Annotated in this window: 19 protein-coding genes; 4 read left to right on the plus strand and 15 right to left on the minus strand. The window is 62.7% G+C overall.

Features of this window, described 5'->3' with window-relative positions; translation table 11 throughout:
- Positions 1 to 13: 13 nt before the first annotated feature.
- From AC07WT_RS14175 to AC07WT_RS14245, 15 genes are all read right to left on the minus strand, one after another.
- The gene (locus AC07WT_RS14175; RefSeq protein ID WP_494947526.1) at positions 14 to 1240 is read right to left on the minus strand and encodes a cytochrome P450; all 1227 of its coding nucleotides are present in this window, start codon (positions 1238 to 1240) and stop codon (positions 14 to 16) included.
- 311 nt (positions 1241 to 1551) lie between these two features.
- Entirely contained in the window at positions 1552 to 2685 is a 1134-nt protein-coding gene (locus tag AC07WT_RS14180) for an acyl-CoA dehydrogenase family protein (RefSeq protein ID WP_494947527.1), read from the minus strand.
- 9 nt (positions 2686 to 2694) lie between these two features.
- Complete coding sequence (locus AC07WT_RS14185; RefSeq protein WP_494947528.1) at positions 2695 to 3912, minus strand: acyl-CoA dehydrogenase family protein; 1218 nt, start codon at positions 3910 to 3912, stop codon at positions 2695 to 2697.
- A gap of 53 nt (positions 3913 to 3965) precedes the next feature.
- Complete coding sequence (locus AC07WT_RS14190; RefSeq protein WP_492592765.1) at positions 3966 to 4835, minus strand: MaoC/PaaZ C-terminal domain-containing protein; 870 nt, start codon at positions 4833 to 4835, stop codon at positions 3966 to 3968.
- A gap of 19 nt (positions 4836 to 4854) precedes the next feature.
- Positions 4855 to 5661 (minus strand): enoyl-CoA hydratase, encoded by an 807-nt coding sequence (locus AC07WT_RS14195; protein WP_494947529.1) that lies wholly within the window; start codon positions 5659 to 5661, stop codon positions 4855 to 4857.
- A 27-nt stretch (positions 5662 to 5688) separates the two neighbouring features.
- Positions 5689 to 6855, minus strand: coding sequence for an acyl-CoA dehydrogenase family protein (locus AC07WT_RS14200; RefSeq protein ID WP_172160947.1), 1167 nt, complete (start codon positions 6853 to 6855; stop codon positions 5689 to 5691).
- A 35-nt stretch (positions 6856 to 6890) separates the two neighbouring features.
- Complete coding sequence (locus tag AC07WT_RS14205) at positions 6891 to 8045, minus strand: acyl-CoA dehydrogenase family protein (RefSeq protein ID WP_494947530.1); 1155 nt, start codon at positions 8043 to 8045, stop codon at positions 6891 to 6893.
- A 31-nt stretch (positions 8046 to 8076) separates the two neighbouring features.
- A complete protein-coding gene (locus AC07WT_RS14210) occupies positions 8077 to 9276 on the minus strand; it encodes an acyl-CoA dehydrogenase family protein (RefSeq protein WP_494947531.1) in 1200 nt (399 codons plus the stop codon).
- Positions 9277 to 9347: 71 nt separating this feature from the next.
- Positions 9348 to 10490 carry a CaiB/BaiF CoA transferase family protein gene (locus AC07WT_RS14215; protein WP_172160941.1) on the minus strand — a complete coding sequence of 381 codons (1143 nt, stop codon included), beginning with the start codon at positions 10488 to 10490 and terminating at the stop codon, positions 9348 to 9350.
- Positions 10491 to 10492: 2 nt separating this feature from the next.
- Entirely contained in the window at positions 10493 to 11347 is an 855-nt protein-coding gene (locus AC07WT_RS14220; protein ID WP_172160939.1) for an SDR family oxidoreductase, read from the minus strand.
- Positions 11348 to 11446: 99 nt separating this feature from the next.
- Entirely contained in the window at positions 11447 to 12298 is an 852-nt protein-coding gene (locus tag AC07WT_RS14225; protein WP_172160937.1) for an enoyl-CoA hydratase/isomerase family protein, read from the minus strand.
- A gap of 17 nt (positions 12299 to 12315) precedes the next feature.
- A complete protein-coding gene (locus tag AC07WT_RS14230) occupies positions 12316 to 13122 on the minus strand; it encodes an enoyl-CoA hydratase/isomerase family protein (protein ID WP_494947532.1) in 807 nt (268 codons plus the stop codon).
- A 12-nt stretch (positions 13123 to 13134) separates the two neighbouring features.
- The gene (locus tag AC07WT_RS14235; protein ID WP_492592760.1) at positions 13135 to 13935 is read right to left on the minus strand and encodes an enoyl-CoA hydratase/isomerase family protein; all 801 of its coding nucleotides are present in this window, start codon (positions 13933 to 13935) and stop codon (positions 13135 to 13137) included.
- A gap of 82 nt (positions 13936 to 14017) precedes the next feature.
- Entirely contained in the window at positions 14018 to 15169 is a 1152-nt protein-coding gene (locus tag AC07WT_RS14240; RefSeq protein WP_494947533.1) for a thiolase family protein, read from the minus strand.
- A gap of 60 nt (positions 15170 to 15229) precedes the next feature.
- Complete coding sequence (locus AC07WT_RS14245) at positions 15230 to 15595, minus strand: Zn-ribbon domain-containing OB-fold protein (protein ID WP_492592758.1); 366 nt, start codon at positions 15593 to 15595, stop codon at positions 15230 to 15232.
- Positions 15596 to 15992: 397 nt separating this feature from the next.
- Between AC07WT_RS14245 and AC07WT_RS14250 the strand changes: the two genes are divergently transcribed.
- The 4 genes from AC07WT_RS14250 to AC07WT_RS14265 are packed head-to-tail and all read left to right on the plus strand — an operon-like array spanning position 15993 to position 19751.
- Positions 15993 to 17156, plus strand: a complete 1164-nt coding sequence (locus AC07WT_RS14250; RefSeq protein WP_494947534.1) for an acyl-CoA dehydrogenase family protein — start codon at positions 15993 to 15995, stop codon at positions 17154 to 17156.
- Positions 17157 to 17210: 54 nt separating this feature from the next.
- Complete coding sequence (locus tag AC07WT_RS14255) at positions 17211 to 17687, plus strand: MaoC family dehydratase (RefSeq protein ID WP_492592756.1); 477 nt, start codon at positions 17211 to 17213, stop codon at positions 17685 to 17687.
- 53 nt (positions 17688 to 17740) lie between these two features.
- Positions 17741 to 18943 (plus strand): CaiB/BaiF CoA transferase family protein, encoded by a 1203-nt coding sequence (locus AC07WT_RS14260; protein ID WP_494947535.1) that lies wholly within the window; start codon positions 17741 to 17743, stop codon positions 18941 to 18943.
- A gap of 43 nt (positions 18944 to 18986) precedes the next feature.
- A complete protein-coding gene (locus AC07WT_RS14265) occupies positions 18987 to 19751 on the plus strand; it encodes an SDR family oxidoreductase (protein WP_492592755.1) in 765 nt (254 codons plus the stop codon).
- Positions 19752 to 19756 lie beyond the last annotated feature (5 nt).

Genomic DNA, 19756 nt, shown 5'->3' on the forward strand with positions numbered 1-19756 from the left:
CAGCCTGTGCTGTTCACTTCACGTCCCAGACCAGCGGCAAATGGTAGAGCGTGCCGTTGACACCGCCATGCACGCCCGCTCTGGCGCTGGGCCTGAGAGAAAAATCGGGGATGCGTTTGAGCCACTCCTGGAGGAACACCTTGATCTCGACGCGGGCGAGGAACGAGCCCGGACAACGATGTGCCCCATTGCCAAAGGTGGAATGAATCGGTGTCGGACGGGTGAAGTCGACTTCGAGCGGGTTCTGGAACTTGCGCTCGTCCAGACCGTGCAAGGTTGTCGGTATGACGATCATGTCGCCGGCCTTCATCTGCACGCCCTGATATTCGAAGTCATGCGCTACCTGGCGTCCCTGGTTGACCACTGGAAAGCGGCGTAACAACTCGTCTACCGCTTTCTGCGTCAACTCCGGGTGGTCGATCAGTTGTTTGCGATGCGCGGGACTTTTCGCCAGGAAGTTGGCAATGAAACCCATCGCGGAGGCGACCGTATCGAGACCACCGATCAGGACGAGCCCGCACAGCCCTTTAAGCTCCTGGTCGCTAAGCTCACGACCGTCAATCGTCGATTGAACGATCCGGCTGATCAGATCGTCTCCCGGGTTCGCACGGCGCTCGGCGATTTTCACGCCAAGGTATTCAAAGATCGCGCCGAGCGCTTCAAGCTTCTGCCCGGCGGAGGCAGGCCGCACCATCTTGTCTGCAAGGCCTAGCAGATAGTCGCGATCTTCCGCGGGCAGCGCCACCATGTTCATGAAAATACCAATGGGCAGGTGCTGCGCAAACTCGGAGACGAACTCACACTCGCCCCGCGGATAAAAGCCTTCGATCAGCTCGATTGCCATTTCACGCGCCTTTTCTTCGAGCTTGCTGATCGCTTGCGGCATGAAGGCGGGCGCGATCAACGCGCGGTAGGCGGTGTGATCGGGCGGGTCGAAAAATATCGGCGGCAGCGGCGCATGACTGACCAACGGCACCGTCAACTGGCGTGACGAAAAATGCTCGTAGTCCTTGAAGATGCGGTAGATGTCGTCGCCGCGCGTCGCGATCCAGTGGCCGCCGTTGCGCGGCGTCCAGAAGATGTCGGGCACGGCGTCGTCGTGGAGCTTCTTGAGCGCGAGATGATAGTCGTCGGCGGCGCCGGGCGGATTGTATATGTCGAAGTCGACCACCAGTTCCGGCGGTACATGCGCGGGAATCGGCGCCGCTTCAGGCGTCGTGCGTTGAGTGGTCTCTGACATTCGATGTCTCCTTCGTGATTCCGGGCCAGCTGGCAGTTCACAAAACCGTCGCGCCAACATGTTTATGAATGACGTTCACATATGTATCATATATTTTCTGCTGCGCGAATGACGTCGGCCAGACAAAATATTTTCTATCGCCCAGGAATCGACGTGGAGAGGTTTCGCACCGCATGTGGCAGTCGCGCCATTGCCTGGCAGCGGGAACTCGCTGGACCCGCGATTCTGCTGGAACGACAAGGAAGCGGGTCGATGGGCGAAGCTAAACGGAAGCGCGCGGCTTCGCGCGCGGGACGTATCACGGCGCCGCGTTACAGGTATGTCCCGTAGCGTTCCAGATGGTGCTCGGCGTCACCCCATGTCATGTCAATGCAGGTCAGCCGCTTGAAGTACCAGCCGATCGGAAGTTCGTCGGTCATGCCCATTCCGCCGTGCAACTGCACCGCCTGCTGGCCCACGAACCGGCCGCACCGGCCAATCAGGTTCTTGGCGGCGGACACCGCCCGGCGCCGTTCGTCGGCATCCGCCCCGGCCACCCGCGATGCGGCGAAGTACAGCACCGAGCGGGCCTGCTCGACCGCCGTCAGGATGTCTGCCGCGCGGTGCTGAAGCGCCTGGAACTCGCCGATGGGTCTGCCGAACTGAGTGCGCGTGCGCAGGTAGTCGTAGGTCATCTCGGCCAGCCTCGCCATGGTTCCGACCGCTTCCGCGCATAGCGCGAACAGCCCGTGGTCGACGGTCCATTCAAGCAGCGGATGGCCGTCGCCGATTGCGCCTAGCACTGCGTCGGAGCCGACCGGCACGCCCGAGAAGCACACTTCGGCGACCCGCTGCCCGTCCAGCGTAGGAAAGGCCCTGAGCGTGACGCCCGGTGTCTTTGGGTCGATCGCGAACAGCGTAATGCCGGCCGTGTCGGTCTGAGCGCCGGATGTCCGCGCCGACACCAGCAGCAGGTCGGCGCTATCGCCGTGCAAGACCACCCCTTTGCGACCATCGACGACGAAACCCTGGTTCGACGGTCTGGCGGTCGTCGTTATGTTCGACAGATCGAACCGCGCACCGGGCTCGAGGGTGGCCAACGCCGTTTTCAGGCGGCCAGCCGCAAGCTCGGGCAGCCAGCGGTCCTTTTGCGCGTCGGTGCCGGCCTCGCTGATCAACCGTGCGCCAAGCACCGCGGCCGAGAGGTAGGGCTCCAGTACCAGAGCGCGACCCAACGCCTCCATCACGATCATGGTCTCTGCCACGCTCGCGTTCATTCCGCCGTATGCGTCCGGAACGTTGAGCGCGAGGAGGCCCATATCGGCTAAAGTGCCCCAATGCTGTTCGGACCAGCCGCGCGGTGTCGCCGATAGCTTGCGCCGCGCCTCGAATGAATACTCCTTCTCCACGAAGCGGCCCACCAGGTCGGCTAGCATCTGCTCCTCTTCAACGAGCGTGAAATCCATGACGTGTCCTCAGATGCCAAGCACCAGTTTGGCGATGATGTTTTTCTGAATCTCAGTCGAACCGCCGTAGATCGAGATCTTGCGCCAGTCCAGATAGTGCGGCGCCAGCGCGTTGAGCAGTTCGCCGTGCGCCGTGACCTCCGCGTCCTCGGCCCAATCCGGCTCGAGTGCCTGGGGCACGAACGGCACCGCGTAAGGCCCCGCGCATGCCATGATCAGCTCGGTCAGTTCCTGCTGAATTTCCGAACCTCGGATTTTCAGCACCGACGCCTCGGGCCCCAGCGGACGACCGGCTGACTCAGCGGAAATGACCCGCAACAACGACCACTCGTGCGCGATGAGATCAATCTCGACCTTCGCGATCCGGTCGCGAAAGCGGATATCGTCGATCAGCGGCTTGCCGTGCTTCTGTTCGGTCCGCGCGATTTCCTTCAGCCGCAGCATGAAGCGTTTGCAGTTGCCAAGCCCCGCAATATTGGTGCGCTCATGGCCGAGCAGATATTTGGCGATCGCCCAGCCGCGATGCTCCTCACCGACAAGATTGCAAATCGGCACTTCGACGTTCTCGAAGAACACCTCGTTGACGTCATGGCCGCCGTCGAGCGTCTTGATCGGCCGCACGGTAATGCCGGGCGTTTTCATGTCGATCAGAAGGAATGAAATGCCTTCCTGCGGACGGCCATCGCTGTGGGTACGCACGAGACAGAAGATCCAGTTGGCCCACTGTGCAAACGACGTCCATATCTTCTGGCCGTTGACGATATAGAACGGTTCGCCGTCTCGCGGAATGCACTCGGCGCGGGTCTTCAGCGAAGCCAGATCGGAACCGGCGCCGGGCTCCGAATAACCCTGACACCACCAGTCCTCCATCGACACGATGCGAGGCAAAAAATAGTCACATTGCGCCGGTGTGCCGAATTTCTGCAGCACCGGCCCGACCATCGACAGACCGAACGGCATCTGGCGCGGCGCACCCGCGGTGAAGCATTCCTCATCGAAGATATTGCGCTGCGCAGCGTTCCACCCTGCCCCGCCGTATTCGATTGGCCATGCAGGCGCACCCCAGCCATTGGCCGCCAGGATGCGCTGCCAGCGCACGTAATCTTCGCGCGGCAGATGCCGGAAATTCAGCACGCGATCGCGGATATCCGCGGGCAACCGGGCAGCCACGAATTCCTGCACCGATGCGCGAAAGGCCTTGTCTTCGAGACTTTCTCGCAATTCCATACCTACACTCCTTTGACCTTACGCCTGCGCAGGACAAACACCGGGTCCCGTGTTCACCCGATTTCGACGATGCCGTTGTTCAACACCACCACATCGCGCGCGTCGACTCGCGCACGCAAATACAAACGGGTGCCACTGTCGCGCCAGAACTGGAAACGGATAACTTCGCCCGGATAGACCGGTGAAGTGAGGCGAAGCGCAAGCCGCTTTAGCCGTGCGGCATCATTTCCCGCGCAGGTTCGAATCGCCGCGTACCCGGCGATCCCGTAGGTCGCGAGACCGTGCAGTATGGGTTGTTTAAAGCCAGCCTTCGCGGCCACTTCGGGGTCGGCATGCAGTGGATTCGAATCGCCGGACAGGCGGTAAATCAACGCGGCCTGCGTCGAGGTCCCAAACTCGAATTCGCTGTCGGGCGCGCGCTCGGGCACCGCGGGCAATGCTTCGGGCGGCGCATCGCTCACGCCTGATTCCGCGCTGAAGCCGCCGTCGCCGCGCAGGAACGACACCTGCCGCACTTCAGCGAGCCGCTCGCCGCTTGACGCCTCGATCAGATCGCGCTTGAGCTCGACAATTGCGCCCTTGTCCGCGCCCTTGTCCGAAACAAGGCTCACACGCGTCTTGCTGACGAGAGTGGCGGCAGTCGGCATCGGGCGGAGGAAGCGGACGTCCTGTTCGCCATGCACGACCTTCAGATAGTCGACGCCGGCACGGGGATCGCGCATCCAGGACCGGGGCCACGCAAACGCGGCGGCGCAGGTCGGCATCGCCTGCAGATCCTTCTCGTAGACGTAGCGAAGTTGCGCCGCGTCCAGCGGATCGCCGCCGATGCCAAGACCAAGCGCGTACAGCATGACATCGCGTTCGGTGTAAGCCTGGGTGACGTCTTCGATCGGCCAGTTCTTGATGACCTCGTACTTCAGCATGACTTTGCCTCGCAACGTATCAATCGTCGGTGAAATTCGGCTTGCGCTTCTCAAGAAAACTTGCGATTCCCTCTTGGTAGTCGGCGCATTGATTGGCGATCGGCATGTCCAGCCCGGCAGACATGATCGCTTCATGCGGTGTCTGGAACGGCGCCTCCCATAGCTGCGCTTTCATGATGCGCATCGAGCGCGGGGAGCAGTTCTCCGCCAGGTCGCGCGCATAGGCATAGGTCTCGTCCGCCAATGTGCTGGATGGGAACGCGCGGTTCACGAGCCCCATGCGTTCTGCCTCGCCGCCCTTGATCTTGCGTGCGGACAGCAGCAAATCGAGCGCCCGTGCGTGCCCGACGTGATGCGAGAGGATCCACGCCATGCCGTACTCAGCAGTCAACCCGCGACGCGCGAAGGCGGTGGTGATCGTGGCGTCCTCGGCCGCGAAGCGGATATCGCAGAACAGCGCATGGATCAGGCCGATGCCGACCGTCGCGCCGTTGAGCATCGCGATGACGGGTTTCGGTATCGCCGGATAGTACGAGCAGCGCGTCTGCCAGTCGGCACGCTTGCGCATGTCGAACGGACGCGGCAGCTTGGTCATCAGTGCGTTCGGATCGCCGCCAAAGCTATGAATGTCGCCACCCGCGCAGAACGCCTTGCCCGCGCCGGTAAAGACGATGACGCGCACGCCGCGATCCGCGCCGGCGGCCTGCATGACGTCGTAAACCTCGGTGGCCACCGTGTCGTTCCAGGTGTTCATCTGTTCCGGACGGTTCAGCGTGACCGTAGCGATCCGGTCCTTCACGTCATACAGAATGGTCTCGTAGCCCATGGATGTCTCCCTCAATTGGCGCGCCGCTCAAAACGAACGCGGCATGTCCAGCACGTGTTCGGCCACGTAGGACAGAATCAGATTGGTCGAGATTGGCGCCACCTGATAAAGGCGGGTTTCGCGGAATTTGCGCTCGACGTCGTATTCGCAGGCGAAGCCGAAGCCGCCGTGCGTTTGCAGACACGCGTTAGCGGCCTTCCATGAAGCGGTTGCAGCCAGGTGCTTGGCCATGTTCGCCTCGGCGCCGCACGGCTCGCGGCTGTCGAACAGTTCGCACGCCTTGTAGCGCATCAGATCGGCGGCCCGCACATCGATATACGCTTCGGCGATAGGAAACTGCACGCCCTGGTTCATGCCAATGGGCCGGTCGAACACCTGGCGCTCGCTCGCGTACTTCGAGGCGCGATCGACGAACCAGTAACCGTCGCCGATACACTCAGCGGCAATCAACGCACGCTCGGCATTCAGACCGTCGAGGATGTACTTGAAGCCCTTGCCTTCCTCGCCGATCAGGTTCTCTTCGGGAATCTCGAGATTGTCGAAGAATAGTTCGTTGGTTTCGTGATTGACCATGTTCGGAATCGGCCGCACGGTCAGACCGTTGCCGATCGCCTGATGCAGGTCGACCAGAAAACATGACAGGCCTTCTGATTTCTTCTTTACATCGGCGAGCGGCGTGGTGCGGGCCAGCAGAATCATCAGGTCCGAATGCTGCACGCGGGAGATCCACACCTTCTGGCCGTTGACCACATAGCGGCCGTCTTTCTTCAGCGCCAGGGTTTTCAACTTGGTGGTGTCCGTGCCCGTGGTCGGTTCGGTCACGGCCATCGACTGCAGACGCAGTTCGCCGCTGGCGATCTTCGGCAGGTACGCCCGCTTTTGCGCTTCGGAGCCGTTGCGCAGCAGCGTATTCATGTTGTACATCTGGCCGTGGCAAAACCCGGAATTGCCGCCGTTGCGATTGATCTCTTCCATGATCACGGAAGCTTCGGTCAGTCCGAGCCCTGAGCCGCCGTATTCCTGTGGAATCAGCGCGGCCATCCAGCCAGCACGCGTCAAGGCATCGACGAACGCTTCCGGATAAACCCGCTCGTGGTCGATGCGGCGCCAGTATTCGTCAGGGTATTCTTTCGACAGATCGCGCAATGCGTCGCGCAGTTCCCGATGCGGATCAGAGGGGCTGGGTTTGCTCATTTGAAGGGTTCCGGTCACAAGATCCAGCGGCGCACTTAAGCAGCCGCGTCGATCAGTCCGCCCGCGCTGGCGAGCTGGGTCAAATGGTGTTCGGCAGCGCCAAACAGGATGTCGATCACGCTGAGGCGACGCAGGTAATGCCCCACCTTGCATTCCTCGGTCATGCCAATGCCACCGTGCAGTTGCACGCCCTGCTGGCCGACAAAACGGCCGGCCTGGCCGATCTGCACCTTGGCAGCCGACATGCTGCGTTCGCGTTCCGCGAAATCCTGCTCCGCGCTCATCATGGTGGCGAACAGCGCCATGCTGCGCGCCTGCTCGACCATGACCAGCATGTCCACGGCACGATGCTGTAACGCCTGAAACGAACCTATCGCGACGCCAAACTGCTTGCGCACCTTGAGGTATGCAACGGTTTCCTCATACGCGGCCGCCATCGAGCCGACCGCTTCGGCGCACAGCGCGGCAATCGCCTGCGCGACGACCGTTTCGATCAGCGGCAGCGCCTCGCCTGCCACGCCAATCACATCGTCGTCGGTCACCCGCACGCCCGACAGATCGATATCCGCGGCACGCAGTCTGTCTTGCATCAGATAGCCGCGGCGTGTGAGACCCGGCGCGTTCGCGTCAACCAGAAACAGCGCGATGCCGGCGCGGTCGCGGCGCGCACCCGAGACGCGTGCCGACACGATCAGCCGGTCCGCACTGCCGCCGTGAATGACGACGCGCTTTGCACCGTCCAGTAACCAACCCTCTGCATCGCGTCGCGCGCTGGCGGCCACATCAGCGAGGTCGTAGCGCGACTGCGGCTCGGCGTGTGCGAAGGCCATCAGCAATGAACCGTCGGCGATGTGCGGCAGAATCGCTTCGCGCTGGGCAACACTGCCGCCAAGCCGGATACAGCTGCCGCCGAGCACCACCGTCGCCAGATAGGGCTCGGCAACCAGCCCACGGCCGAACGCCTCCATCACAATCATCGTTTCGACCGGGCCGCAGCCGCTGCCGCCGAACGCTTCGTCGAACGTCAGGCCCAGCAAGCCCATGCTCGCGTAGCGGGCCCACTGTGCGCGACTGAAGCCTTCCGGCTCCGCCAGGTACCGCGCACGCTGTTCAAAGCTGTACTCGTCCTTCACGAGCCGCTCGACGCTGTCCTTGAGCATGCGTTGCTCGTCGGTGAGATCAAAATCCATGGCCGATGCTTCTCCTCGTTTCGATTGGCGCTCAAAGCCCGAGAACGGACTTGGCGAGGATGTTTTTCTGGATCTCGTTCGATCCGCCCACAATCGAAACGTGACGCGCGAAATAATGATTCGGCGCGATGGTCAGCGCCCAGTCCGGCTCGCGGATCGGCTCGCCCAGGCCACGCAGGAAGTCGAGATCGAGCGGTAGCGCGTCGGGGCCGGCCACTTCCAGAAGAAGTTCGGCCGAGCGTTGCTGCAACTCCGAACCCTTGATCTTCAGGATCGACGTCTTCGGGTCCGGCACATGGCTGCCCCGTGCCGAGCTTTCGGCGATCACCCGCATCTGGGTGATTTCCAGCGCCTTGAGTTCGACTTCGATCGCCGCCACGCGCTCGCGGAACTGCGGCTGATCCCACAGCACGCTATCGCCGCACGGCGTGCGTTTCGCGAGGTCTTTGGCGTGCCGGATTCGCATCTTCGACACCCCCACGCGGGCGATTCCGCTGCGCTCGTTACCGAGCAGATACTTGGCGTAGTCCCAACCCTTGTTTTCTTCGCCGATCCGGTTCGCCACCGGTACGCGCACGTTATCGAAGAACACCTCGTTGGTTTCGTGATGGCCGTCGATGGTGATGATGGGGCGCACGGTCAAACCGGGCGTCTTCATATCGATCAGCAAATACGTGATGCCTTGCTGCTTCTTCGCACTCGCGTCGGTCCTCGCAAGGCAGAACATCCAGTCCGCGTGATGCGCCGTGGAGGTCCACAGCTTCTGGCCATTGATCACATAATGGTCGCCTTCGCGAACGGCCTGGGTGCGCAGCGCGGCCAGATCCGAGCCGGCGCCTGGCTCCGAAAAGCCCTGACAGAACCAGTATTCGAGACTCGCGATTTGCGGCAGAAAAGCGCGTTTCTGCTCGTCGCTGCCGAACGCAATCAGCACCGGCCCGATCATGTTGACGTTGAACGACAGCGGCTCCGGCGCGGGCGCCATATGCAGCTCTTCCTTGAAGATGTACTGCTGCACCGCGCTCCAGCCCGTTCCGCCCCATGCCTTGTCCCACGCGGGCGTCGCCCAGCCGCGCTGGTACAGAATGCGCTGCCAGCGGCGCAGGTCGGCGGCGGAGTAGCGCTGACCCAGCGCTGCCTTGCGACGGATGTCTTCCGGCAACACTTCCTTGAAAAAGGCTCTCACCTCGTCGCGGAAGGCCAGCTCTTCATCGGTGTATCGCAGATCCATAAGTGTCTCGTCTCGATTCGTTGCGGCAGCGCGCTCGGCCGTCCATTCTTTTTGTCCCGCTCATCGGTCTCTCAGGCCAACGTCCCCGCTTGCTTCAGTTCGTTGATGGCGTGCGCGTCGAGCCAGACCGACAGCGCGGCATCCAGCGCCGCCGGATCAGGTGCTTCCGGCGGCGTCGGCGGCGCGGGCACAGTCGCCGAAAAACGCGGCGCGGGCGCCGGCTGCACGATTCCATCCACTTCAATAAACGTTCCGCGCGCTTTCAGATGCGGATGCTCAGGCGCTTCGCACCACGACAGGACCGGCGCGAAACACGCATCGGAATGCTCGAGCAGGGTGGTCCACTGGGCGCGGCTGCGAGTCTTGAACTTCAGCGCGAACAAGGCGCGCGCGGCCGGCCAGTTGTGCTGATCGAGCTGGGCGCCCAGCGTGTCCGGCGCGATCTCGAGCAAACCCAGCAGTTGCAGATAGAACTTGTCTTCGATCGGACCCACCGTTATCCACTTGCCGTCGGCGCATTCGTAGACATCGTAGAAATGCGAGCCTGAATCGGTGATATTGGTGCCGCGCTGGTCGCGCCAGATACCCGCCGCCTGCATGCCGAAAAAGGTCGTGGCGAGATTCGCCGTGCCGTCGACGATCGCCGCATCCACTACCTGACCCCTGCCGCCATCGCGGGCATGAAGAATGGCGGCCAGCAGGCCCATCGCCAGATACAGCGAACCGCCCGCGTAGTCGCCAATCAGATTCAGCGGAATCGAGGGCGGCTGGTCGAAGCGGCCGATCGCGTTCAGCACACCCGTGATGGCGATGTAGTTCAGATCGTGACCCGCATACTGCGCAAGCGGCCCCTCCTGCCCCCAGCCGGTAATGCGCCCGTAGACCAGCTTCGGATTGCGCTTAAGACACACTTGCGGCCCGAGTCCCAGACGCTCGGTCACGCCAGGGCGAAAGCCTTCGATCAAGGCGTCGGCATTTTCCACCAGCGTCAGTACGAGTTCGATCGCGGCCGGATCCTTCAGATCGAGCGCAATCGTCTTGCGATTGCGCAGCAGCAGGTTGTAACGCAAAGGACGCTCGATACCCAGCTTGACCGGTTGCCGCCGGTCGATGCGCAGCACCGTCGCGCCGAGATCCGCGAGCAGCATTGCGCACATCGGGCCCGGTCCGATGCCGGCCAGTTCGATGATCTTGACGCCTGCGAGCGGCCCCATACTCAGCTCTTCCTCGCGTGAGCACGCATGGCGTCCCACTGTTCGTCGCTCCAGTCCTGCATGGCGCGGAAGGTGGGGCCGCCTACGCCCTGCATCCACCGGCCGCCGTCGATCACGATCATGTCGCCGGTGATGTAGCCGGAGCCATCCGAGGCCAGGTACGCGTACAGATCGGCCAGTTCGGCATGCTCGCCGAAGCGCCGCAACGGTACGCTGCGATCCTGCGGTTCGACCTGTGAGCCCGGTGGATAGAGTTGTTCCCAAGCCCCTTCGGTCGGAAAGAGACCCGGCGCCACGGCGTTCAGGCGTATCCCCTTCGGCCCCCATTCGACCGCGAGACTGCGCGTCATCGCGAGCACGCCGGCCTTGGCCGCCGCCGACGGGGCAGTGAAAGCCGAACCCGTTATGGTCGGTGTGGAAACCGTGCTGATCACGTTGCCTTTGCGGCCGGCCTCGATCCAGCGCTTGCCCGCCGCGATCGTGCAATAAAAACTGCCGTGCAGCACGATGTCGAGCACCGCATCCACCGCGCGCGCCGAGAGCGTTTCGGTACGCGCGATGAAGTTGGCGGCGGCGTTGTTGAGCAGCAGATCAAGCGGGCTGGACTGCCAGATGGTGTCCATCATCGCTTCGACCGACTCGGCGCTGCGCACGTCGGCGGTGATCGTCGTGACCTGCGCACCGCTGATAGCGGCGCGAAATTCGTCGGCGGTGGCCTCGAGCACTTCCTTGCGGCGCCCGCAAATCACCAGCTCCGCGCCGAGTTCGAGATAGCGCCGGCCAATACTCTTACCGAGACCGGTGCCGCCGCCGGTGATCAGAATCTTTTTGTTCTTGAGCAGATCGGGTGTGAACATGGTCGGTGTACTTCCGTAAAATCCAGTGGCCGGAAACAAGGGGCGACACAACGAACGCAAAGGCGAAACGGCGCACCCGCCGGGACGCTCAGGTGCCGCTCAGGTGCCGGTAAAAACGGGGTTGCGCTTCTCCATGAACGCGGCCACAGCTTCTGTGTGGTCGCCAGTCTGACGCGTCAACGGGTTCAAATCGACTTCCAGCCGCCACGCGTCTTCGATCGAGTTGCCTGCGTTGACGAGGCTCGCCTTCAACAGCGCCAGCGTAACGGGCGGATAGCTGGCGAAGCGCGCAGCCTGCTGGATTGCCGCGTCGAGCGCGCCGCCCGCCTCGGTGGTCTGGTTGACCAGGCCGATGCGCAACGCCGTCGCCGCATCGATCACCTGCGCTTTCAACATCAATTCGCGCGCCTTGCCACCGCCGACCTTCTGCGGCAACGTCCAAAGCAGCCCGGTGTCAGGCAGCAAGCCCACCATGGCGAAGGCGCAGCAATATTTAGCCTCATTGCTGCTCACGGCGAGATCGCACGCGGCAGCCAGTGATAGCCCGGCGCCGAAGCAGGTGCCCTCGACCGCAGCGACGACCGGCTTGGTGCCGGTGTAGATCAATCGGAACAGACGCACGCCCACGGCAATGCGTTCGCGCAGTTCAAGCAGCGTAGGCGTGAGAGCCTGCATTTCGGACAGGTCGCCGCCTGCGCAGAAATGGCCGCCCGCGCCGGTCAGTACGATCGCGCGCGTCGCGGCGTCTTCATGCATGAGGTGCTGGAAGACGTCGATCAGCGCAACGCGCATCTTCATCGAGAACGCATTGCGGCGTTGCGGATAGTTCATTGTGACGACCGCCACATCGCCCTCGTGGCGCACCTGCACGATGTCTTTCAGATCGTCCGTGCCCGGCTGGTCGCCCGCGCCGCTTGCGCCGCCCAGTGCTTCATTTAGCTCGATACTCATAGGAGCCTCCGCAAGCTTCATTGACCGGTAAAGACCGGCGTGCTCTTGTCGAAAAACGCCTGGCATGCGTCCTGGTGGTCTTTGGACTGGCGCAGCACTGGCTGATAGTCGACCTCGGCACGCAACGCCGCATCCATCGTGGTGGCGCCGTCGGTCAGCGCCGCCTTGAGCAGCGCCACGCCAAGCGGCGGATGAGCGGCTAGGCCGCGGGCCACTTCGACCGCGGCAGCGAGTGCCGCGCCCGGCTCGACGACCTCGTTCGCGAGACCCATCTCACCGGCCCTGACGCCATCGATCTCCGCCGCGAGCGACAGCATCTCTCTGGCACGCGCCATGCCGATTTTTTCGGGGAGCGTCCACAGAATGCCGGTGTCGGGAATCAGCCCGATCCGCAGAAAAGCCGCGCAAAAGCGCGCATTCGAGGCCGCCACCACGTAATCGGTGGCCACCGCCAGCGACAGGCCCGCGCCAAACGCCACGCCTTCGACGGCGGCCACGACCGGCTTCGCGCCCGCCAGCATGTCGCGCACCACGACGCACGATTCGGCCAGAATCTCGCGGCTTTGCATGATGGTCCGCTGCGTCATTTCAGAGATATCGGCGCCGGCGCAGAAATGCTCGCCCGCACCGGTGAGCACGATCGCGCGCGAGTCGGGATCGGCCGTCAGCAGGCAGTGCATCGTGTCGCGCAGCGACTGACGCATCTGCCGCCCCATCGCATTGCGGCGGCCGGGATTGTTCAGCGTGACAATCGCCACCGAGCCATCCCGGGTCACTTCGATCGACGCGGACGCGTTGCTCTTATCCGGATGCTTTTCGCTCATGATGTGCGTCCCCTAGTCGGCCACGAATACCGGTTTGCGCTTTTCCATGAAGGCGCTGACGGCCTCGCGATGTTCACGGCTACGGCGCAGGATGGGCTGCAGATTGACCTCGGTTTCGATCGCTTCGTCGAGCGTGCGGATACCGGTCGCCAGCGCCGCCTTGAGATGCGCCGTGGCCACCGCCGGCAGCGCGGCATACAGGCGGGCGACGTCCAGCGCCGCACCAAGCGTCTGCCCGGGCTCGGCGACCTGATTGGCGAAGCCGATCTGCAAGGCTTCCGTGCCGTTGAATTCGCGGGCGCTCAGCATCAGCTCGCGCGCCCGTCCGCCGCCGATGCGTTGCGCGAGAGACCAGTAAAGGCCTGTATCCGGCATCAATCCGACCTTGACGAACGCGCTCGAATAGCGCGCTGCTGATGAGCTGACCACCATGTCGCATGCGGCGGCGAGCGAAAGGCCCGCGCCAAACGCAAAACCCTCGACCGCCGCGACGATGGCCTTCGGCCCTGACACCATCAGCTTGAAGATCTCGAGCGGCAGCTGGTTGCGCTCACGGTATTCGAGCACCTTGCGCGGCTTCATCTCCGAGATGTCGCCGCCCGCGCAGAACGTGTTGCCGGCACCTGTCAGCACGATCGCCCGGCACCCCTCATCGTGGTGCATCAGGTAATGCAGACGGTCGTACAACGTCTCGCGCATTTTCAGCGAAAACGCGTTGCGCCGTTCGAGGTAGTTCAGGGTGACGATTGCGATCGCACCGTCATGCTGGACCTGCACGATCTGTGTCGCGTCGCCGGTGACCTGTTCGCTCATCTGTCTGTCTCCTGTTGACCCGGACTGCTGGGTCGGTGCGCTGCTGACTCCATGGCGCAGGGCACGGGCCCGCTGGCGCCGGTCACAACGTTTCTTCGGTGCCGAGAATCACGGTAGCCTGACTCGACAATACGCCGCCATTGCCATGCGCGACGGCAAGCCGCGCGCCCGGCACCTGGCGCTCTCCAGCACGACCTGTCAGCTGCCGCAGCGCTTCTTCGATCAGAAACAAGCCGTACATGCCTGGATGCACGCATGACAAGCCACCGCCGTTCGTGTTGACCGCCAGACGGCCGCCAGGCGCGATCCCACCATCGGAGACGAAACGGCCGCCCTCGCCCTTCGGACAAAAGCCAAGATCCTCGAGGAAGAGAATCGTGTTGATCGTAAATGCGTCGTACAGCATCGCGACGTCGATCTCGCTGGCGCTGACGCCCGCCATCTCATAGGCGCGTCGCCCTGATTCATTGGCCGCCGTCACGGTCAGGTCGGGCATGTTCGCGATCTCGCGATGCGATGTGGCTGAAGCTGCGCCCAGCAGATACACCGGCTTGTCAGTCAGGTCGCGCGCCCGTTCGGCGCGCACCATCACGACCGCCGCCGCGCCATCGGTTACGAGGCAACAGTCGCGCACGGAAAGCGGATCGGATACGAGGCGCGCGCCTAGCGCATCGTCGACCGACAACGGGGTACGCACGAAGGCTTCAGGGTTGAGTTGGGCCCACTTGCGCGCTGCGACCGCCACCTCGGCAAGATCCCTGCGGGTTGTGCCGTACTGGTGCATATGGCGGGCTGCGGCGAGCGCATACGACGACACAGGGTTCATCGGCTTATAGGGGCTCTCCCACGGCGAAGGGCGGGATGATTGCACCAGTTTGCCCGACGCGCTGCGCTGATTGCTGCCATAAGCAATCAGCGCGACGTCGATCTGGCCGGTGACCAGTGCCATAGCGGCCGTGTGCGCGTAGATTTCGAATGCCGAGCCGCCGCTGCGGTTGTTGTCGGTGAACCTGGGGTGGATGCCGAGATACTCAGCGAATGTCAGGCCCGACAACATGTCGTCGGGCGTGCAGACGAACAGGCCGTCGACATCGCCGGGCGACAGCCCGACTTGTGCCAGCGCATCGACCGACGCCCGCGCCGCGAGATCCAGCGACGACATCCCCGGCGCCTCGCCGATTCCGTATGTCGTGCCTGCCACCAGCGCGGTACGTCCACGTAAGTTGAATTCCATGCGATCTGTCTCTCGTCGATGCAGCCGCTGCCTTGCGCGCATGCTGCCGGTTAGCTGCCCTTAGGCTGGCTCGAAGACGAGCAGCGGCGCGTCGTTCCTATATACGATCTTTGCCTGAACGGGCATGCCAATGCGCACCGCATCCGGCTCGACCCCTTCGACGCAACTGATCATCCGCACCCCTTCGTCGAGGTCGATCAGCGCGACGTTGTAACTCGGCGTGGGTGCCTTCTGCCTCACCACCGTGGTCGAGTAAACCGTGCCGCGTCCGCAGGCTTCGATCCATTCGAGATCGAGCGCGCCCGTGACCGGCTCGGCCACCCGTGGATAGAACACGTGACGGCCGCTGCCGCGACTGCGCTGGATCATCAAGCGGCCTTCGGCCAGAAACCTCTGATAGTCGACTTCGGGACAAACAGACTCCATTTCCCGCTCCTCCAATGAATTCCGCCACGGGCCTTGATGCCGAACCCAGCCGTCACACCAGTTTTCAACCGCAAAAAATCAAATACCCGAACGATGTTCCACATTTTAAACACGCTGAAACCGTCATGTCAATCTCGGCGAACGGCCCTGGCGCGCCGCCTGACAAGGCTCTCACTACAACTGAACCGCGCCCGCGACGCACTACGGGCAAACCCCTGCCCGTTCGATATCGCGCTTGACGAGCCCCAGGTCATCGTTTACTTTATCGAACATTGTTCAGTATGTTGAAGCAAGCAACTAGCATCCGGGAAACGGCTTGAGCGCGCGTTGCATCAATACGCGCCTTCGAAAGCTTTTTACGTGTCGGGCCTCGCACCATTCGCAAGAGACTTACAACGTGACTTATCAACTGACAGACGATCAGATTCAGATCCGCGATCTGATACGGCGCGTCGCAACGGAACGGGTCGCGCCGCGCGCGGACGCAATCGACCGCAGCGCCGAGTATCCGCACGACATGTATGCGTTGCTCAAGGAACTGGGCCTTTTCACGCTGCCGTTTCCCGAAGCGTACGGCGGCGCCGGCAGCGTGATGTCAGCCTGCATCGCTGTCGAGGAATTCGGGCGGGTTTGCTACAACACGGGTTATCTGCTGGTCGTTCAATGGACGCCGTTCGGCGCGATTCTGGAAGGCGGCACCGAAGAGCAGAAGGCGCGCCTGCTGCCTGGGCTTGCGTCAGGCGAACTGCGTGGCGCACTTTCCATCACCGAATCGCAGAGCGGCTCGGACGTCTCGGGCATCCGCACCACCGCACGCCGCCACCAGGACGGCTACGTGCTGAACGGCTCGAAGATCTGGTGCACCAATTCGCACATCGCCGATTTCATGCTGGTAGCGGCGAAAACGCTCGATGAAGAGGGCAAGCCGCTCGGCATCAACCTGTTCATCGTCGATCGCGAGACACCCGGCCTCACGATCGGCCGCGAGGAAGACAAGATGGGCGCGCGCGGTGTCGCTTCCTGCCCGCTCTTCTTCGACGACGCTCTTATCAGCGCCGACAACCGGCTCGGCCCCGAAGGCGGGCAAGGCTTCAAGGTGGCGATGGAAGCGCTCAACACCAGCCGTCCGATCGTGGCGGCACGCGCGGTGGGCATCGCGCAGGGTGCGATCGATCACACCATCCGTTTCATTCAGGACCGCGTCGCGTTCGGGCAAACCATCAGCAACTTCCAGGGCGTGCGCTGGATGGTAGCCGACATGGTCACGCAGACCGAAGCCGCGCGCCAGCTCGTTTATCGCACGGCATCTCTGGTGGACGCTGGCGTGACCGGGAGCGAGCTGGCCCCGATGGCGGCGATGGCGAAGCTGTTCGCCTCCGACGTCGCGATGAAAGTCGCCACCGACGCCGTGCAGTTGTTCGGTGCAGCGGGGATCTCGAACGAATACCCGATCAACCGCTATTTCCGCGACGCCAAGGTGGTTCAGATCATCGAGGGAACCAACCAGATCCAGCGAAACATCGTCGCGGACAGCGTCCTCGGACGCGTCAATAAAAACTGACCAACGCGTCCTGACCCTAACGGCGCGCGACAACGAGAGAAAGAGGACAGGCAAATGGAAGAGATCGAAACAGTTGGCTTGGGGATTCATTGGGAAGATCTGCCCGTCGGCCGCAGATTCAGGACCGTTGGTCGTACGGTGACCGAAGCGGATGTCGTCAATTTCGTTTCAGTAACGGGCATGCTCGAAGTGCTGTTCACCAACACTGAATTTCTGAAAGAGACATCCGCCATCAAAGGCCGGGTTGCACCGGGCGCACTAGTGTTTACGTTTATCGAAGGACTGCTCACGCAGGCGACGATGCAAGGCGTGGGCTTTGCATTCCTGAACATGGAACTCGATATCAAGGGTCCGACCTTCGTGGGCGACACGGTTCATGCCGAATGCGAGGTGATCGAATGCCGCGCCAGCAATGGGCGCCCAGGACTGGGACTGGTGCGCACGCGCAACCGGGTGTTCAAGCAGGACGGCTCGGAAGTCTTGGTCTATACCCCCCTGCGGCTGGTGAAGGGAAAAAATTACAAGGCCTGACCATGCACACGCCACAGCAACCTCTGGATCTGCCAACTGGCCCGCTGACCGGTGTGCGCGTGATCGATCTGACAATTAATGTGCTGGGGCCCGTCGCCACGCAGTTGCTGGGTGACATGGGCGCGGACGTCATCAAGATCGAGCCGCCGGAGGGCGACCAGAACCGCAAGAACGGCCCTGGCCGCAACCCCGATATGGCGGTGTTCTACACGATCATGAACCGCAACAAGCGGAGCGTGTCGCTGAACCTGAAGCTGGCCGAGTGTCGAGAAGCACTGCTGCGCCTCGCCGAGACCGCGGACGTCTTCATTCACAGCATGCGGCCCAGCGCGGCGAAGCGTCTCGGGATCGATTACGAAAGCGTCAAGGCACGCAATCCACGCATCATTTATGCGTCGGGACCGGGCTACCGTCCGGACGGCCCCTACAAGGATCGCCCAGCTTTCGACGATGTCATCCAGGGCGAAACCGGCATCGCCGCCATGAATCGTGATGCGGATGGCTCGCCGCGTTATTTCCCCACCGTGATCGTCGACAAGTTCTGCGGCTATGTGCTGGCCTCGTCAGTGAGCATGGCGCTGTACCACCGCGAACGCACGGGTCTCGGCCAGTGCGTGCAAGTGCCGATGTTCGAAACGATGCTGCAGTTCAACCTGTTCGAACATCTGTGGGAAGGCGCGCTGGGGTCGGCCGACGGCAAGGGCCTCGGTTATACGCGGATGTTCTCGCCCCACCGCCGGCCCTATGCGACCAAGGACGGCCATATCTGCCTGCTGGCGGTCAACAACGATCAATGGCGGCGTGTGCTATGCGCGATCGACGCAGCCCATCTGCTCGAAGACCCCCGCTTTGGCCGCATGGCTGACCGCATGCGCAATATCAACGAGCTATACCGCGTCGTCAGCGACGCAATCCGGACCCGCACCACGGCCGAGTGGAACGCCATCTTCGCGGCGGCCGACGTGCCGCACGGTCCGGTGCGCGAGCTGAACGACCTGATGCAGGACGAGTACATCAAGGCGACGGGGTTCTTCCAGCACTACGAGCACCCGACGGAAGGCGACATGGTCATGACGTCGATCCCTGTGCACTTCTCCGAGTCGCCGGGCAATGTGCGCTACCTGCCGCCGAACCTGGGCGAGCACAGCATCGAAATCCTCCTTGAGGCCGGATATACCCCAAGCGAGGCCGCAAAGCTGAGTGGCCGCATGCCGGTCGAAACGACAACCACTCCTGAAACTATCACCAAGGCTTGACGGGCGCCGAAGCGCCCCGCTACATCCTGCGAGGAATCCGAAAATGAAAGGTCTGAAGAACAAGGTCGTGGTAGTCACGGGTGGTGCGGGCGGCATCGGCACCGCCATCTGCAAACGCTTTGGCGAAGAAGGCTCCATCGTCGCGCTGTTCGACCTGAATACCGAAAGTGCCGGGCGGGTGGTGACCGAGATCGAATCCGCCGGCGGCAAGGCTCGCGCGTATCGTGTCGACATCACCGACCACGCAGGCGTGAATGCGGCTGTCGCGCATGTCGAAGCAGAACTCGGTCCGATCGAGATGCTCGTCAACAACGCGGGCTGGGACATGGGCGCCTTTTTCCTCCAGACTGAAAAGCCGTTCTGGGACAAGGTGGTCGCCATCAATCTGTACGGCCCGCTCAATATGCATCACGCCGTGCTCAAGCGCATGACCGAACGCGGCCGCGGGAAGGTCGTGAATATCTCGTCGGATGCCGGCCGCGTCGGCTCGTCGATGGAGGCGGTGTACTCGTTCTGCAAGGGCGGCATCATCGCCTTTTCGAAGACCATGGCGCGCGAAATGGCGAGGCAACAGATTCCCATCAACGTCGTATGTCCCGGCCCCACTGCCACCGCGCTGCTCGACAACCTGGCGCAGGGTGAAAAAGGCGAACGCATCAAGGCCGCGCTGGTGAAAGCCGTGCCGTTCGGGCGCATGGGCGAACCGGGCGATATCGCCGGAACGGTCGCCTTCCTCTCCAGCGACGATGCCGCTTTCATCACCGGTCAGGTGATCAGCATCTCCGGCGGTCTGACGATGGCAGGCTGAACGCC

The organism is Paraburkholderia sp. GW821-FHT02A12 (assembly GCF_059422005.1).

Excerpts from the sequence above, each read along its gene's own strand:
- AC07WT_RS14175 (WP_494947526.1), bottom strand. The coding sequence starts at position 1,240 with ATGTCAGAGACCACTCAACGCACGACGCCTGAAGCGGCGCCGATTCCC.
- AC07WT_RS14180 (WP_494947527.1), bottom strand. The coding sequence starts at position 2,685 with ATGGATTTCACGCTCGTTGAAGAGGAGCAGATGCTAGCCGACCTGGTG.
- AC07WT_RS14185 (WP_494947528.1), bottom strand. The coding sequence starts at position 3,912 with ATGGAATTGCGAGAAAGTCTCGAAGACAAGGCCTTTCGCGCATCGGTG.
- AC07WT_RS14190 (WP_492592765.1), bottom strand. The coding sequence starts at position 4,835 with ATGCTGAAGTACGAGGTCATCAAGAACTGGCCGATCGAAGACGTCACC.
- AC07WT_RS14195 (WP_494947529.1), bottom strand. The coding sequence starts at position 5,661 with ATGGGCTACGAGACCATTCTGTATGACGTGAAGGACCGGATCGCTACG.
- AC07WT_RS14200 (WP_172160947.1), bottom strand. The coding sequence starts at position 6,855 with ATGAGCAAACCCAGCCCCTCTGATCCGCATCGGGAACTGCGCGACGCA.
- AC07WT_RS14205 (WP_494947530.1), bottom strand. The coding sequence starts at position 8,045 with ATGGATTTTGATCTCACCGACGAGCAACGCATGCTCAAGGACAGCGTC.
- AC07WT_RS14210 (WP_494947531.1), bottom strand. The coding sequence starts at position 9,276 with ATGGATCTGCGATACACCGATGAAGAGCTGGCCTTCCGCGACGAGGTG.
- AC07WT_RS14215 (WP_172160941.1), bottom strand. The coding sequence starts at position 10,490 with ATGGGGCCGCTCGCAGGCGTCAAGATCATCGAACTGGCCGGCATCGGA.
- AC07WT_RS14220 (WP_172160939.1), bottom strand. The coding sequence starts at position 11,347 with ATGTTCACACCCGATCTGCTCAAGAACAAAAAGATTCTGATCACCGGC.
- AC07WT_RS14225 (WP_172160937.1), bottom strand. The coding sequence starts at position 12,298 with ATGAGTATCGAGCTAAATGAAGCACTGGGCGGCGCAAGCGGCGCGGGC.
- AC07WT_RS14230 (WP_494947532.1), bottom strand. The coding sequence starts at position 13,122 with ATGAGCGAAAAGCATCCGGATAAGAGCAACGCGTCCGCGTCGATCGAA.
- AC07WT_RS14235 (WP_492592760.1), bottom strand. The coding sequence starts at position 13,935 with ATGAGCGAACAGGTCACCGGCGACGCGACACAGATCGTGCAGGTCCAG.
- AC07WT_RS14240 (WP_494947533.1), bottom strand. The coding sequence starts at position 15,169 with ATGGAATTCAACTTACGTGGACGTACCGCGCTGGTGGCAGGCACGACA.
- AC07WT_RS14245 (WP_492592758.1), bottom strand. The coding sequence starts at position 15,595 with ATGGAGTCTGTTTGTCCCGAAGTCGACTATCAGAGGTTTCTGGCCGAA.
- AC07WT_RS14255 (WP_492592756.1), top strand. The coding sequence starts at position 17,211 with ATGGAAGAGATCGAAACAGTTGGCTTGGGGATTCATTGGGAAGATCTG.
- AC07WT_RS14265 (WP_492592755.1), top strand. The coding sequence starts at position 18,987 with ATGAAAGGTCTGAAGAACAAGGTCGTGGTAGTCACGGGTGGTGCGGGC.